Below are 15,762 nucleotides of genomic sequence, written 5' to 3'. Positions count from 1 at the left end.
GGCGACCGACCAGTGCAGCGTGATAACAGCTCGATGACACGCCAAAGCTGCTGGCTGGTTCAGGTACAACTGTTATTATTTGGGTAAAACTTTATCAGTTAAAATTGTCTTAAACGTTTTACCCCTAATTTTTGTGGGCGTCAAGACTGTTTAATAACTACACAATAATTTTTTTATCACCAGTTAGGACTGTCAGGGTAAACTACAACAAGCCCTGGTATTGGAGTAACGAGTGAATTATCTGGCGCATGCGGCGCTGGCGCAGCCACAGCCGCAATCTTTAGTGGGCAATTTATTAGGTGACTTCTGCAAAGGCGTTGCCATTGATACGCTGGCGCAGCCAATTCAGGCCGGTTTAGCCAATCATCGGGCGGTGGATCGTTTTACCGATAGTCATCCACTGGTACGCGAAGCGCGTGCCTGTTTTAGTACTGAGCGCCGTCGTTTTGCGCCGGTGGCATTAGATGTGCTGTTCGATCATTTCTTGATCCAGCATTGGCAGCAGTTTTACGCCACGCCTTATCTGCAAGCCAAGTCAGAGCTCTACCTGCAATTGGCGACAGCGGAGCCTCTGATGCCGGAAGCGATGGCGGTGGTAATGCGTAAGGTACGCCAGCAAGACTGGTTGGCGGCCTATCAGCAGTTAGATGGTGTAGCAATGGCGCTGGACCGTATCGCACAGCGCATTCGCTTTGCTAACCGTTTTAGCGGTGCCGGACAGGATATTGAACGCCATTATCCCAGGCTGGAGCAGGCTTTTCTGAGCTTTTATCCTGAACTGCAGGCGCATGTCGCCGAACTTGCGCTCGAGGCTAAGGAGGCTTAACCAAAATGTCCCGATGCAGTTAAGGTTGGTAGCGTTAAGATTCATCTTTTAGGCTGAGCTGTATTTTAAAGATTATGGGCCTTAATAGAATTTCCGAGACAACGGCTGCATATAACCAAGGCAGACTTAATACACTGATGCCAGATTGAAGTAAGCTCTGGTCAAACTCTGCACTAAAGTGAAGCAGGCTTATTAAGCCGAGCAGGGTAATAACCAAAGCGCCGCTATAACAAAGTTGATATTGTAGTCGGTAAACTGCCAGCAGTCTGGTTCGCTCAGCCTGGTTACCGCTTGGCTCGGTAAACAATGCACCTAAGTGCCTGACACTCAATTTTAGATTTTGCTTGCCTGCGGCAAGCAGGGTGACCGTTGGCACAAATAGTATTAAAAATACTAATGATACCAAATCCAGATAGATACTGAATTGCCCACTGCTGGCCAGACTTACAAGAAACAGCAACAGTGCCACCAATAAAAGTAGTGCGCTGATTTTTACGCCCTGATGCTGAAATGACCAAGCACTTGCAGGGGGAAGTTCTTTGGTACGTAGTGCCTGTGGCGAGATATTCAAGGCTGCAGAGAGCGCTAGTAAAGACTCGGGCGAGCCACCACCTGCCTGTTCCAAACGTTGAATTGTTCTTAAACTGAGACCACTTTGCTTGGCTAACAGATCCTGGCTTAAGCCACGATCCAGTCTTAACTGCTTGAGCTTTTCTGCACTAATATCCATCTATCATCTCCTTGTTCTTTTCGGCTAGCTTAGGGGTTACCATGACCAGGCTGCAAGCGAAAAGGGTCTGTTTTGGCGGTCAAGTTAGCGCTAATAAGGCGCCAAAACCCCGCCATAGCGCTTTTTTTCGGCAACTGACGGCACAGGGCTTTACAAAATAACCAAAGCCGTTAGGCTGCCACTATTTCCGGCTCGAACAAGCATTATAGCGAGGCACTATGCAACCCTTTATCTATCATATCGGCACTCAGGGACAACCCTGGGGCGAGGCAGAAAAACAACAATGGCTCGCCGAGCAACGCATCAAGCGCAGCTATCAGAGCGATGTGTTAAGTCAGCTTAGTGCCCTGGAGTCGCAGTTTGAGGTGATCCAATACGGTGAGCTGGATTATCAGGCGCAGGGCTTTAGCCGCTATCCGCTGTTTTTATTAAAAAGCCGCAACTGGCAGGCCGATAAACCGCTGGCGCTGGTCACCGGCGGTGTGCACGGTTATGAAACCAGTGGAGTGCATGGTGCGCTGCGCTTTGCCAAAACCCATGCTGCGGCCTATGTTGCCGACTTTAACCTGTTGATTGCACCCTGTATCAGCCCCTGGGGCTATGAAACGATCAATCGCTGGAACCCATTGGCGGTCGATCCAAACCGTTCCTTTATTGCCAATAGCCCGGCCGCCGAAGCCGGTTTGTTGCGCGATTATCTGCTGGCGTTGGGGACCACGCCTTTGGTGCATATTGATCTGCATGAAACCACGGATTCAGATAACAGTGAATTTCGTCCGGCCAAAGCAGCACGCGATGGCACGGTAAATACTAACTGGAATATTCCGGATGGCTTTTATCTGGTTGGTGATAGTGAAAATCCACAGCCGGATTTTCAAAAAGCCATGATTGATGAAGTGGTAAAAGTGACGCATATCGCCCCTGCTGATGAGCAAGGCTGGTTGATTGGCGAGCCGCTGGCGCAGTTTGGCGTCGTCAATTACCCGAAAAAATCCCTGGGGCTTTGTGGCGGCATGACCGCTGCGCGCTTTGTTACCACCACCGAAGTTTATCCGGACAGCCCCAGTGCCACGCCCGAGCAGTGTATTCTGGCGCAGGTAGCGGCGGTAGTGGGTGGCTTAAACTTTGTTCGGACGCAGCTGTCAGCGAAGTCGGCATAGTCGGAACAGTCGGCATAGTAAGCAACATGAGTATTCAGATCCGCTTAATCAGCGCTGCCGATCTGGCGGCGGTGGTGGCGCTGCAGGATAGCTGTTATAGCGATAATCTGTATGAGCCACCAGAATTACTGGTAAAGCGTCTGGCCGCAGCGCCGGACAGTTGCTGGCTGGCAGAAAACCCAGCCGGTGAGCTGTTAGCTTATTTGTTTTGCTACCCCTCTTTAGCTGGCAAGGTAGTGCCACTGGGCAGTCCGTTTCAGGTTGCCAGCAAGCCGGAGCTATTGTATTTACACGATATGGCGGTGAGCGCTAAGGCCAGGGGTTTAGGCCTGGCCAGCAGTTTGCTACAGCAGGCCGAATACTTTGCCAGAGAGCAGGGATTGACCCGGTTAGCGCTGGTAGCAGTACAGGGCTCGGTAAGCTACTGGCAGCGACAGGGTTTTCTCGTACAAGATACACTCTGCCCTGATGCTGAGGCGGCACTACAGAGTTATGCCGGGGAACAGGCGCGGTATATGTTCAAAGATGGTGCTTGACAGTAACTTGTTGCAAAACCGATTAAGCGCTAGAATTACCAATAGTTTAATCAAGGGGCTAAATATGGTCAGCAAGCAGCAGTTACAAAAGCGCTTTGAAGCAATAAAGGTTAGCAATTTTGCTGAGAGCCTGCGTCTTGAGGGGTTAAAACCTACCAAAGACAAAGCTAGCTTGAACCCCAAAATTTTAGCTAGACTCAAGCAATTACAAGAGTTACATGACTGATAAGTATGGTGTTGGACAAGATCCCTACTGTTACCCAAACTCTTCTTTATTGATCAATCTGCTGGATTTAAAGTCTGAAGAAGAACTTACAGCAGCGGAAGTTGAGTTCACCTCGTACCGGTTGAGCACCTTTATCCCAGACTTCGATAATCTGAGCTTCGATTATCTTTGCCATATCCATTATCATCTATTTCAAGACTTATACCGTTGGGCCGGACAAATCAGAACTGTCGATATTGCAAAACAATCGACGCATTTTTGTAATGTTCGATTTATTTCAAAGTCAGCGGAAAAGTGTTTTGAAGTACTGCCGAGAAATAATTACTTCCGAGAGATGCCGCTCCCAGTATTTATTAATAATCTTGCGGACTTTTTCTGTGAAGTTAATGTGCTTCATCCGTTTCGAGAGGGTAATGGCAGAAGCCTAAGATTGTTTTGTGAGGTTTTAGCATTGCAGGCGGGTTATGAATTAAGTTGGCACCATATTTCGCAGGAAGACTGGTTGCTAGCAAACATTGCAGGTTATCAGGGGGACCTAATGCCATTATTCCGGCTGTTTAGGTTAGCGACAAAACCTATCGATATTTAAGTTATTCCGCTTTCTACACTTAGCGGTGACCACAACTTTGCCCTATTGCGACAGCGGCAGCTATACTGATTGCTGCTTAAAGCAGCAACTGGCAGAGGAACCGCCATGCGTAATCCCATTGTTATCCTGCACGGCTGGAGTGATAACAGCCGCTCGTTTCGTGACTTAGCCCACTTTCTGCAAACCGAGTTTGGTGCTGCGGTACAACATCTGTATCTGGCTGACTGGTTGTCATTACAGGATGAGATCAGTTATGGCGATCTGGCCGCGGCGATGCAACAAGCCTGGCTGGGTATGCAGCTGCCCACTTCGCCGCAAAGTGTTGATCTGATCGTCCACAGCACCGGTGCCCTGGTTAGCCGGCACTGGTTTACCCGTTATTATGCTGCGGCCACCAATCCGGTTAAACGTTTTCTGCAACTGGCGCCGGCCAACTTTGGTTCGCCGCTGGCGCATAAAGGCCGCAGCTTCTATGGTCGGGCCGTTAAAGGCTGGAAGCAACCGGGCTTTCAAACCGGCGCCAATTTGTTATATGGGCTGGAGCTGGCGGCCGACTATAGCCGGGAACTGGCTAAAGCCGATCTCTTTGCCGCTGAGTCCTGGTATGGTGCGGGCAGAATGCTCAGCACCATTTTTATTGGTAACCGCGGTTACAGCGGGATCAGCGCTATCGCCAACGAAGCCGGTTCAGATGGTACGGTGCGGATTGCCGGGGCAAACCTGAATTGCCGTTATCTGAAAGTGGCACTGGATGAGCAGCAAAACGTTAAGCCTGGCAGTTTGCAGCTGCGAAAAAGTCAGGGTGAAATCGCCTTTTCGGTGCTGCCAGATGAGCATCATGGCAGTATTATCGGTAATGGTAAAAAAGCCCCGCATAACCCGCTGACCTTAAAGCTGATTCGCCAGGCACTGCAAGTCGAGGATGCCGATTTTCAGGTTGGCAGCACAGGTCATTTTGCCTATCAGCAGCAGTTGGATAGCCAAAACCCGCCTGCCAACTGGCACGCGGATTTGCGCAGCCAGGTGCTTTGTAAGCTCCAGGATCAGCATGGCGATCCGGTCACTGATTACTTTTTAGAAATGTATCGCACGGCCAATGCCGATAGTCGCTTTGAACAAAGGCTGTATCAGCAGTTTTTACGGCACGTGCATCCGCATAGCCAGCAGCCACAAAACCGGGCGTTTTATTTTGATGTGGCGGCATTAAACGAGCTTAAACAAAGCCCGAACTTTCAGCAGTTGTTTTTAAGTTTCCATGCCCAGCCGCTGTTTAAGCCACCGCGGCAACCCGCAGGCTTTAGCGCGGTGCCAGCCAGCGCAGCTGCAGGGCTGCGCTTGGCGGTTGAGGAACTGGCGCAGATTTTTGCACCGCATCAAACACTGCTGTTGGATGTGGAATTAACGCGCCAGGTCGCAGAGTCGGTTTTTACTTTGCAGCGTCATTAAAGGCAGCACGCCAGCGTTGATAACGCTCAAGCGTTGGCGCCGGGCGCTCGGTATACCAGGCATAACCTTGCCGGCGTTCGAATGAGACCTGATGCACGTCATAATACAGTTCGCCATCACGATCGCCAAAGATCGGTCTGTTGGTATTAAGCTCTGCAAAGCGTGGCCACAGCGGCCCGGCGCCGGCTTTGGCTTGCAGCACCCGCAGTTGCGGATGCCAGTGTTGATCAGTGATAGCATGGCGCGCTAACCAGCCGGCTGCAGCATGGATACTCTGCTGCAGTTCAACGGATGGCTTGGGCAAGCTGAGCAAAAAATCCAGCAGGCTGGCACTTTCCATTACCGCCAGCGCCGGCATTTCGTAGGCTCTGGCCCAGGTCGGTTGCAAGGTACGGTGATGATACTGTGCCGCCCACAGGCTCAACCCTGCCTCGTCCCGCTGTTGCAACTGCAGTAACAGCTTAAGGCCACGGCTAAAAGCTTGTCCGGCTTGTTGTTGCAAGCTGGCATCGACGAAGGCAAACTCAGTTTCAGCCGTACTTACGGCATACAATAAGCTCAGTACCTCCTCAGTCACCTCATCGTTAAGCGTAATATGATCATGATAACCTCCGCGCAGCGGAAAGCTCTGTGGCCAGCCACCATTGGGGTACTGCGCCTGCAACAGCAAGGTTATACCGCGGGTAAAGGCTTGCCGGTAAAGCGGCTCAGCCGTTGCGTTATATGCCCGGGCCAGCACCCTTAATTGCGTCGTGGTGGCGCTGTTGTCAAAGGTAGGCACATAGTTTGGCTCCACGCCCCAGTGCTGACCACTTTGTCGGGCAATACGCATATCGGTTCGTTTCGACCAGCCACCGCTTGGCGTTTGCAGGCTGAGTATGGCCTGCAATAATTCGCGTCCGGCCGCGCTTTGATAAAACGCCGCCGGTAAGTCAGGCTCAAAGCCAAAGCGCCGGGTTGGCGTGGGTAAGCTAAAGTCGCTTTGGCGCAAAGCCTGCAGTTCAGCCTGTAGTGTCGCCTCATCTTGCTGCAGCAGCCTTGCAGAACGCGCGTAATATAGCTCCCAGCTGGTTGAAAGCAGCGGCTCTGACGGGCTGCTGCCGGCATGCAGTTCGCCGCAGAGCAGGGCGCCGCTCAGTAACAAAGGCCGCAATAATGAGAGCATTTTCAGTACCAAATTGATTAGTAAAAAAGCTACGCTAACCTGCGCTGGCCTCGCAGGCAAAGTCAGGTCTGGGGTTTTTGTGCTTTTGTTCGTATCTGGAATTTCCCTGTCGCGGAAAATCACTTAGTCTGTAACCAGCAACGGCCGGCAAGTCCTGGCATCGAGAACTGGTATGGCGACCTGTTATGGCGATCTGTTTTGGCCATCTGTTTTGGAGAGTACAAATTGAGAGTATTGCTAAGCATGCTGGCATTAGCTTTTGCGGCGCCGCTTTCGGCACAGATTCTGGCGCAGCAGTTACCGGGTTTTTATCAGCAGCTGAAAGCAGAGCAACAGTTTAGTGCTGCCTGGCGCCCGGATAGCGCTAAGCCAATTCAGCAGTGGCGCACTGAGGCACGGCAACTGCTGCGCGACGCACTGTTGTGGCCCGAGCAGCCACTGGATTTTGCGGCTGAACAACTGATGGTTGAGCAGCGCGATGGCTATCAGGCCGAGCGCTGGCAGCTTAATCTGACGCCAGAAAACCGGGTTACCGTTTCGGTGCTGCGCCCGGCGGGTGAGGGGCCTTTCCCGGCGGTACTGCTGCTGCATGATCACGGCGCTTATTTTTTAATTGGTAAAGCCAAGCTGATCAAACCCTTTGCCAGGGATCCGAATCTCGCCAAGGCGGAGGCCTGGACTAAACGTTATTACGATGGCCGTTTTATCGGTGATGAGTTAGCGGCTCAGGGGTATCTGGTGCTGGCAGCGGACTCCTTTGGTTTTGGTGAACGGGGACCTTTAAATGCCGATGCGCAGCAGGCACTGGCCGCGAATTTCTTTCAGCTCGGGCGCTCGCTGGCCGGTTTGGCGGCTTATGAAGACTTGCGCTTGGCAGCCTTTCTTGCCCAGCTGCCGCAGGTCGATAACACTCGCATTGCTGCATTGGGTTTTTCAATGGGCGGGTTTCGGGCCTGGCAGTTGGCGGCGCTGACGGATGATATCAAAGCCACAGCGACCATTAGCTGGATGACCACCAGTGATACTGCTATGACGCCGGGCAATAATCAATTACGCGGCCAAACGGCGTTCTGGATGTTACATCCCGGGTTGGCAGCGAAACTGGATTATCCGCATATGGCGGGCATAGCCGCACCTAAACCGGCATTGTTTATCAGTGGTGCTAAAGATCGTCTGATGCCAGCGGCCGGCACTGAGCAAGCTTTTGCCACGATGCGACAAATCTGGCAGGCGCATGGCGCCGGCGAAAAGCTGGTGACTGAGCTTTGGCCGGAGCAGGGGCATCAGTTTACGGCAGCGCAGCAGCAGCGGGTATGGCGTTGGCTGGAGGAGGTGTTTGCTAAGCCTGCTGCTGCAGATAATCATTAGCGTTGTCATCGGAGCATCCGGCGCGTTTAGCCGCCGGATGCTTGTATCTCTAATCTTCAGCGTCCAGACTAGCGCAACGCCCTTAGCAGGGTAGTAATTTTCTCCACCGGCTGTAGAGCACCATCCCGTGTAATAAGTGAGCACCAGAATACCAGAAAGAGCCTCAATCAAGGCGTGATTGCGAAGGAATAGGGTGCTCTTTCGAGCAATCAGAACGAAGAGTGAGGCTTTTTCTGGTATTCCCTTATGGGCGAACCTAAAAAACGCGCATACTGCGTTAAGCTTTCTCGATTTAGGCCCACTAAATCTTCGAAAACTTGCCTTACCTGCGCGTTTTTTAGATTCGCTGGTGTCGCTCATTACACGGGATGGTGCTCTGGGATCACATCCCTGTGCCCTTTCAGCCTCCGCAGCATCCCTGCTGCTGTTACGAAAATTCTACCGCAGCCAAGGGCTTAACAAATATCGGTTAGGTATCACGAAAATATGCTTTTGGCGGCACGGTTGTGAACGAGGCGGTAAATGCATAGTACACTTTGACCGGGGACGTCTTTCGCATGGATGCGAAAGAGACAAATTCGTCGGGAACGAATTTGAACAGCGCTTGCGCTGGCCCGCAGGGTAAACTTCAGGATGAAGTTTATAACCCCCTATGGATGGGTTCACGGCGTGCCCCAGGAAAGTTGTACGGCGCGTTTAGCCGACGGATGCACCAGGTTGGAACCTGCGTAACTTTCGATAACAGTAGCTTTTAGAACGGAGCAGCGCCCTTAGCAGGGTAGTAATTTTCTCCACCGGCTTCAAGGATCACATCCCTGTGCCCTTTCAGCCTCCGCAGCATCCCTGCTGCTGTTGCGAAAATTCTACCGCAGCTAAGGGCTTAAATAACATCGGTGGGGCATCAGCAAGAGCACTACTGATCTAAACCCCCTGCGATCTGGTATAGTCCGCTTATTTCCCTGAATACAGAGCAACATATGCAATACACCACTTTAGGCAGCAGCGGCCTGCGGGTGTCACGGGTTTGTCTGGGTACCATGACCTGGGGGCAGCAAAACACCCAGGCAGATGCCGATGCGCAACTGGCGCTGGCACTGGATGCCGGCGTGAATTTTATCGACACTGCAGAAATGTATGCGATCCCACCGCGGCCAGAAACCTATGGCGCCACCGAGCAGATTATTGGCAACTGGTTAAGCCGTAATAGCGCCAAACGAGAGCAGTTAGTGCTTGCTACCAAGATCGCCGGCAACGGCCTGGCACATATTCGCGACGGGAGCGATATTAGCCCGCAAAGTCTGGTCGCCGCGGTCGACGGCTCGCTTAAGCGGTTACAGACAGACTATATCGATGTATACCAGCTACACTGGCCAAATCGCCGTTCGCCGCACTTTGGCCGGCATGCCGTGAATCAGGTACGCTTTAGTGAAACGGATAGCATAGCGCAGCAAGCAGAGATGCTGGCGATTCTGGAGACGCTTGGCAAGCTAGTGCAGGCTGGCAAGATCCGCTATTGCGGCCTGTCGAATGAAACGCCCTGGGGGATTAGCCAGTACCTAAAGCTCAGCGCACAGCATAACCTACCGCGGATGGTCTCGATTCAAAACGAGTTTGGCCCGCTGCATACCAAAGACTGGCCCTATCTAATTGAGCAATGCCAGCACGAGAATATCGCCTATTTACCCTGGTCACCGCTGGCAGGTGGTGCCCTAACCGGTAAGTATCTGGACGGGCAACGACCGGCTGCCAGCCGCTGGACCCTGGTGCAGCGCAATGGTTTATTTCGCGACACACCAGAGTCAAATGCGGCGATCCGTGCTTTTTGTGAACTGGCTGCCGCCCATCAGCTAAGCGCGGCGCAATTGGCGCTGGCCTGGGTGAATCAGGTTGATGGTGTCAGTTCGACCATTATCGGCGCCACCAGTACCAGCCAGTTAGCAGAAAATCTGGCCGCCTTTGAGCTGACATTAAGTCAAGAGCTACTGGCTGGCGTAACCGATTTTCTGCGCCAGCACTCACTGCCGTTTTAGCCACTTTACAATGGCTGGGGGGCAGGTGTTACAGTAACAGCTAATGTGCAGCAGTTGAGGTATTACCGTGACCAGAGAGAATCAATCGGATTGCCAGCAATCAGCTTGTTGTGCAAAAGTGCAGCCTGAGCAAGAGCCTGTTACTAAAGCCGCCAGCTACGATGCTCAGTGGCACAGCCTTTATCATATTCCGAAAATGGATTGTCCATCGGAAGAGCGATTAATCCGTCTGGCATTGCAGGACCTGGATGGGATTATGCAACTCGAGTTTGATCTGGCACAGCGTCAGCTGGCGATCTTGCATCAGGGCGATGCAACGATGATCACCAAAAAGCTGCAAAGTTTGGGGTTGGGAGCACAGCTTTCCGTCTCACGTGCCGCATCCGTAGCTGATCGCCAAAGCTTTACCGCTGATCCGGCAGCTGAAAGACGTACACTTTATTGGTTGCTGGCAATCAACGCGATGATGTTCGTGCTGGAGTTTGCTGTTGGCATAGTCGCGCAGTCAATGGCGCTGCTCGCCGACTCATTAGACATGTTTGCTGATGCAGCGGTTTATTTGCTGGCCTTATTCGCCGTCGGCAAAGGATTACAGTTACAGCTTCGGGCTGCCAAAGTGGCAGGCTGGTTACAGGCGATTCTGGCGCTTGGCGTGTTAGCCGAGGTTGTACGCAGAGCACTATATGGCAGTGAGCCGCAGTCAACGCTGATGCTGGGCATGGCCAGTCTGGCGTTAGTCGCAAACGTTAGTTGCTTGGTGTTACTGGCTAAACATCGGCAGGGTGGCGTTCATATGAAAGCCAGCTGGATCTTTTCGGCTAACGATGTATTGATTAACTTTGGAGTGATTCTGGGCGCGTTGTTAGTCGCATGGACCGGCTCGGCTTATCCGGATTTGCTGGTAGGGGCTGTTGTTGGCGCTATCGTGTTGTTGGGCGCCAAACGGATATTGGCGTTAAGACGCTAGCGTTTTATGACAGTTTTATGAAGTTTAGCGCCATGACTTGATATGTGATAAAACATATATACAATGCAGTGTATATGTGTTTTTACGTACATGGGTTCAGCATGGCGTTAGCGAAAATCCTTTTTATCTGCACCGAAAATTCGGCGCGCTCCATTATGGCGGAAGCGATAGCCCGACATAAATATGCCGATCGTTTTGAAGTTTATAGCGCCGGTAGCCACCCGGGCACCGCCGATAGCCGGGCATTGGCAGTATTAAACTCGCATGGCATTAGCACCGAAGGTTTGTTTTCCAAGCCCCTGAGCGCGCACCGGCAGCAGCATTTCGATTATGCCATCGTACTGTGCAGCAAAACCGCTGCTGAGTGTGCCCATGATATTTCAGCCAAACATCTGCTGGCCTGGGATTTTAGCGATCCCAAACAACAGGGTACTCTCAAAGCCTTTGAAACGACCTTGCATGAACTGGCTGAACGGCTGAGTATGTTTGTGCTGCTGTATGACAAACAACATCAGCACGAGCCACTCACCGCACTAAATCTGTGCAAATTACTGTCTGACGACACCCGTCTTAATACCGTACTACTGATCCAGGCGGAGCAGGAGCTGTGTGTCTGTGAGCTGACGGCAGCCCTTGTCGAAACGCAGCCAAAAATATCCCGGCATTTAGCAATGCTCCGCAAAGCGGGCTTGTTACAAGACCGCCGGCAAGGGCAGTGGGTGTATTATCGCCTGGCCGAAGATTTACCGTTGTGGGCCAGCGAAAGCATTAAGCAATTTGCCACTGCCAGCGCCAGTAGCATCCAGCCGCTATTAGCTAACCTGAACGCGATGGGCGAACGGCCGGTACGTGAACAGCTTTGCTGTAGTTAATAACGCAATCTGGAGTGATCTTTTGGGCATTTTTGAACGCTATTTAACCCTTTGGGTGGCACTGGCGATGCTCGCCGGCGTGCTGGGTGGTCTGGCGGTACCTGCCGTATTTCAGCAAGTTGCCGCGCTGGAGTTTGCTCATGTCAATCTGGTGATCGCCGTCTTTATCTGGATCATGATTTATCCAATGATGGTGCAGATTGATTTTAGTGCCATTAAAGACGTCGGCAAAAAACCAGCGGGAATAGTGCTGACGCTGGTGGTCAACTGGCTGATCAAACCCTTTACGATGGCGCTGCTTGGCTGGTTATTTTTTAAAGTACTGTTTGCCGGCTGGGTTGACCCGCAAACCGCTACTGAATATATCGCCGGTATGATTCTACTTGGGGTAGCGCCCTGTACCGCTATGGTGTTCGTCTGGAGTCAATTAACTAAAGGCGACGCCAACTACACGCTGGTCCAGGTATCGGTAAATGACCTGATTCTGATCTTTGCCTTTGCGCCTTTAACGGCGCTGTTGCTGGGTGTAACGGAGATTTTTGTGCCCTGGCAAACGTTAGTGATATCAGTATTGCTGTATGTTGTCTTACCGCTGATCGCAGGTGTATTAACCCGCCAGCTGCTGGCGAAAGAGCCTGCCAGACTGGCTGCCTTTCTTGCCGGAATTAAACCCTTTTCCATTGCTGGCCTGGTTGCCACCGTGTTGCTGTTATTCGCACTACAGGCAGAGACCATTATCCGGCAACCCCTGGCGATTGGCCTGATTGCGATACCGCTGTTGATCCAAACCTATGCGATTTTTGCCTTAACCTACTTTGCCGGCTGTAAATTGCGGTTACCGCATCAAGTCGCGGCACCGGCCAGCATGATTGGCGCCAGTAATTTCTTTGAACTGGCGGTTGCAGTAGCCATTGCTCTCTTTGGTTTGCACTCGGCAGCTGCGCTGGCGACCGTGGTTGGCGTCCTGGTAGAGGTGCCGGTGATGCTATCGTTGGTATGGTTTGCCAATCGTACCCGGCACTGGTTTAAAACAAGCTGACACTCAGCCTTTTGGAGCGATTTATGTCTCACCCTTATGATGTGCTACAGGTTAATGATGTGAACTTTATTTTTACCCCTTGCCCCGGTACCAAGGGCACCTCTGTGGCTGAGGCGTTAGCGACACTTAAAGCTGAGGGTGCCAAAGCCGTGTTAACGCTAACACCGGCAACTGAGCTGGCGGCGCTTCAGGTCACGGATCTGGCTGAGCAATGCGCAGCAGCTGGCTTAACCTGGTTTCATTGCCCGATAGAAGATGACTGTGCGCCGGGTGAAGCCTTTCAGCAGGCCTGGCAAAGTGCCGGCCCCGCCATACAGCAGTTACTTAGCCAGCAGCAGAGCGTGGCGATTCATTGCAAAGGCGGCTCAGGTCGCACTTCGCTGGCGGCAGCACAACTGCTAGCCGAACGTGGTGTCGCTAAAGCACAGATCCTGAGCAGTATTAAGCAGATCCGGCCGCATGCGCTAAGCCTGCCGCCACATATTGATTATTTTAACGCGCTAGCTGGCGCCTGACAGAAGGATTTACTGATGACGATTAAAGTTGGCATTAACGGCTTTGGCCGGATTGGCCGTCTGGCCCTGCGTGCGGCCTTTGATTGGCCAGAGTTCGAGTTTGTACAGATCAATGATCCGGCGGCCGATGCCGCAACCTTTGCCCATTTACTGAACTTTGACTCAGTCCATGGCCGCTGGCAGCATCAAGCTGAGGCGGCTGACGATACCATACTTATTAATGGCAAAACCATTCAGGTCAGCGGCAATAAAGCCATTGCCGATACTGACTGGTCTGGTTGTGATCTGGTGATTGAAGCTTCGGGTAAGATGAAAACCAAAGCCGCGCTACAAGCTTATCTGGAGCAGGGCGTAAAGCGGGTGGTGGTAAGTGCACCGGTAAAAGAAGCCGGAGTGCTGAATGTGGTGATGGGCGTGAATCAGCAGTTATTTAATGCCGCCGAACATCGCATTGTTACTGCAGCCAGTTGTACCACTAACTGTTTAGCGCCGGTGGTTAAGGTGATCCACGAACAACTGGGGATTAAGCATGGCTCTATTACCACGATTCATGATTTAACCAATACGCAATCGATTTTAGATACGCCCCATAAAGACTTACGCCGGGCACGCGCCTGTGGTGCCAGTTTAATTCCGACCACCACCGGCTCAGCGACCGCTATTACCGAGATCTTCCCGGAGTTAAAGGGCCGCTTAAATGGCCATGCGGTGCGGGTGCCACTGGCTAATGCCTCGTTAACGGATTGCGTGTTTGAAGTCGAGCGCGCCACTACCGCCGAGGAAGTGAATGCCATGCTCAAGGCTGCAGCTGAAGGTGAGCTGGCAGGAATTTTGGGTTATGAAAGCCGGCCGCTGGTGTCGGTGGATTATAAAACCGACCCACGCTCCAGTGTTATCGATGCCTTATCGACTATGGTGGTCAATGGCACTCAGGTCAAAATTTATGCCTGGTACGACAACGAATGGGGCTATGCCAATCGTACGGTCGAACTGGCGAAATTAGTCGGTTTGGCAGACTAAATGACGATATGATGAATATGCGCAGCGACGTTAAACAATATCTGGTTGTCACCGGTAATTACTGGGCCTTCACGCTGACCGACGGTGCGCTGCGCATGCTGATTGTGCTGCATTTTTATCAGCTGGGTTACTCGCCGCTGGCGATTGCCTCGTTATTCTTGTTTTACGAGTTTTTCGGGATTGTGACTAACCTCACTGGCGGTTGGCTCGGCGCCCGGCTCGGCTTAAACAAGACCATGAATATCGGTTTGTTTCTGCAAATTATTGCGCTCAGTATGTTGTTAGTGCCTGCGGATATGCTAACGGTACTGTGGGTCATGGTGGCGCAAGCGATCTCAGGTATTGCCAAAGATCTGAATAAAATGAGTGCGAAAAGCGCCATCAAGCTGTTGTTACCGGATGAGGCGCAAGGGGCGCTGTATAAGTGGGTGGCGGTATTAACCGGTTCCAAAAATGCGCTAAAGGGCGTCGGTTTTTTCCTCGGTGGTCTATTGCTGGCGTTGCTAGGGTTTCAGGGCGCAATGGCCGCGATGGCGGCTACGCTGCTGCTGGTGTGGATCCTTAGTTTGTTGCTGCTGAAAAAGGATCTTGGGAAAAAAAGTTTCAAACCCAAATTTACCGAGTTGCTGTCAAAAAGTGCCAGTTTAAACTGGCTAGCGGCGGCGCGGTTTTGTTTGTTTGCCTCGCGCGATGTCTGGTTTGTCATAGCACTGCCCATTTATCTTGCCAGCAGCGCCGGTTGGTCACAGAGTGCGGTCGGGGCCTTTTTAGCCTGCTGGGTAATTGGTTATGGCATAGTGCAAGCCCTTACGCCTGCACTTACCCGCAGCAGTAAAAAAGCGCCACCGGCGGCGGGTACAGCTCTGCAATGGGCGTTGGTGCTGGCAGCCTTACCCTGGCTGATCGGCCTGGCGATGCTATTTAGCGGCGAGCCGCTGTGGGCGCTGCTGCTCGGCTTGCTGCTGTATGGTGCGGTATTTGCCATTAATTCCAGTTTGCACAGCTATTTAATTGTCGCCAGTGCCAATCGTGACGGTGTCTCGCTGGATGTCGGCTTTTATTATATGGCAAACGCGGCCGGGCGCTTAGTCGGCACTTTATTATCCGGCTGGGCGTTTCAGGCCTATGGTTTATTGGCGTGTTTGTGGATCTCAGGGTTACTGTTGCTTGGTGCTGTGCTTTGTACCTGGGCGTTACGGCGCTGTCAGACATCGACACAGGTAAAGGGGTGAGCAGATTAATTTTTTCTTTTGTTGTTTTTTTACACTAGACT

The 15,762-nt window shown here is 52.1% G+C and carries 16 protein-coding genes; 14 read left to right on the top strand and 2 right to left on the bottom strand.

All coding sequences use genetic code 11. From position 1 onward, the window contains the following. Window positions 1-232: 232 nt before the first annotated feature. The gene (locus tag H1D31_RS10860) at window positions 233-826 is read left to right on the top strand and encodes an ACP phosphodiesterase (RefSeq protein ID WP_261258493.1); all 594 of its coding nucleotides are present in this window, start codon (window positions 233-235) and stop codon (window positions 824-826) included. 34 nt (window positions 827-860) lie between these two features. On the opposite strand, the gene H1D31_RS10855 is transcribed toward H1D31_RS10860, so the two are convergent. After that, complete coding sequence (locus tag H1D31_RS10855) at window positions 861-1,556, bottom strand: helix-turn-helix domain-containing protein (RefSeq protein WP_261258492.1); 696 nt, start codon at window positions 1,554-1,556, stop codon at window positions 861-863. Window positions 1,557-1,774: 218 nt separating this feature from the next. Here H1D31_RS10855 and H1D31_RS10850 point away from each other — a divergent pair, with 218 nt between their 5' ends. From H1D31_RS10850 to H1D31_RS10830, 5 genes are all read left to right on the top strand, one after another. Next, on the top strand, window positions 1,775-2,716 hold the full coding sequence (locus tag H1D31_RS10850; RefSeq protein ID WP_065955184.1) for a M14 family metallocarboxypeptidase: 942 nt from the start codon (window positions 1,775-1,777) through the stop codon (window positions 2,714-2,716). 26 nt (window positions 2,717-2,742) lie between these two features. Then, the gene (locus tag H1D31_RS10845) at window positions 2,743-3,252 is read left to right on the top strand and encodes a GNAT family N-acetyltransferase (protein WP_065955185.1); all 510 of its coding nucleotides are present in this window, start codon (window positions 2,743-2,745) and stop codon (window positions 3,250-3,252) included. 64 nt (window positions 3,253-3,316) lie between these two features. After that, on the top strand, window positions 3,317-3,478 hold the full coding sequence (locus H1D31_RS10840; RefSeq protein WP_008607816.1) for a YhfG family protein: 162 nt from the start codon (window positions 3,317-3,319) through the stop codon (window positions 3,476-3,478). Next, entirely contained in the window at window positions 3,471-4,067 is a 597-nt protein-coding gene (locus H1D31_RS10835; RefSeq protein ID WP_261258491.1) for a putative adenosine monophosphate-protein transferase Fic, read from the top strand. The genes H1D31_RS10840 and H1D31_RS10835 overlap by 8 nt, the downstream gene beginning before the upstream one ends. Window positions 4,068-4,172: 105 nt before the next feature. Next, window positions 4,173-5,513 (top strand): esterase/lipase family protein, encoded by a 1,341-nt coding sequence (locus H1D31_RS10830; protein ID WP_065955187.1) that lies wholly within the window; start codon window positions 4,173-4,175, stop codon window positions 5,511-5,513. Here H1D31_RS10830 and pelA read toward each other — a convergent pair. Further along, the gene (gene pelA / locus H1D31_RS10825) at window positions 5,494-6,678 is read right to left on the bottom strand and encodes a pectate lyase (RefSeq protein WP_261258489.1); all 1,185 of its coding nucleotides are present in this window, start codon (window positions 6,676-6,678) and stop codon (window positions 5,494-5,496) included. The genes H1D31_RS10830 and pelA overlap by 20 nt on opposite strands. Window positions 6,679-6,903: 225 nt before the next feature. Between pelA and H1D31_RS10820 the strand changes: the two genes are divergently transcribed. The 8 genes from H1D31_RS10820 (at window position 6,904) to arsJ (ending at window position 15,721) form a co-directional block, all read left to right on the top strand. After that, a complete protein-coding gene (locus H1D31_RS10820) occupies window positions 6,904-8,046 on the top strand; it encodes a dienelactone hydrolase family protein (RefSeq protein ID WP_261258487.1) in 1,143 nt (380 codons plus the stop codon). 977 nt (window positions 8,047-9,023) lie between these two features. Beyond that, the gene (locus H1D31_RS10815) at window positions 9,024-10,076 is read left to right on the top strand and encodes an aldo/keto reductase (protein WP_261258485.1); all 1,053 of its coding nucleotides are present in this window, start codon (window positions 9,024-9,026) and stop codon (window positions 10,074-10,076) included. Between the two features lie 118 nt (window positions 10,077-10,194). Continuing rightward, window positions 10,195-11,043, top strand: a complete 849-nt coding sequence (locus tag H1D31_RS10810) for a cation transporter (protein WP_409976792.1) — start codon at window positions 10,195-10,197, stop codon at window positions 11,041-11,043. A 101-nt stretch (window positions 11,044-11,144) separates the two neighbouring features. Then, window positions 11,145-11,915, top strand: a complete 771-nt coding sequence (locus H1D31_RS10805) for a metalloregulator ArsR/SmtB family transcription factor (protein WP_057787468.1) — start codon at window positions 11,145-11,147, stop codon at window positions 11,913-11,915. Between the two features lie 22 nt (window positions 11,916-11,937). Next, window positions 11,938-12,954, top strand: coding sequence for an ACR3 family arsenite efflux transporter (gene arsB, locus H1D31_RS10800; RefSeq protein WP_261258479.1), 1,017 nt, complete (start codon window positions 11,938-11,940; stop codon window positions 12,952-12,954). Window positions 12,955-12,977: 23 nt separating this feature from the next. After that, window positions 12,978-13,469, top strand: coding sequence for a protein phosphatase (locus H1D31_RS10795; RefSeq protein WP_261258477.1), 492 nt, complete (start codon window positions 12,978-12,980; stop codon window positions 13,467-13,469). Window positions 13,470-13,484: 15 nt separating this feature from the next. Continuing rightward, window positions 13,485-14,489 (top strand): ArsJ-associated glyceraldehyde-3-phosphate dehydrogenase, encoded by a 1,005-nt coding sequence (locus H1D31_RS10790; protein WP_261258475.1) that lies wholly within the window; start codon window positions 13,485-13,487, stop codon window positions 14,487-14,489. 8 nt (window positions 14,490-14,497) lie between these two features. After that, window positions 14,498-15,721 (top strand): organoarsenical effux MFS transporter ArsJ, encoded by a 1,224-nt coding sequence (gene arsJ, locus H1D31_RS10785; protein ID WP_261258473.1) that lies wholly within the window; start codon window positions 14,498-14,500, stop codon window positions 15,719-15,721. Window positions 15,722-15,762: the final 41 nt, after the last annotated feature.

The organism is Alishewanella sp. BS5-314 (genome assembly GCF_025377695.1).
GTDB classification, from domain to species: Bacteria; Pseudomonadota; Gammaproteobacteria; order Enterobacterales; family Alteromonadaceae; genus Alishewanella; species Alishewanella aestuarii.
Note: the sequence above shows the minus strand (reverse complement) of the source record. Positions and strands in the feature narration are given on the sequence as shown.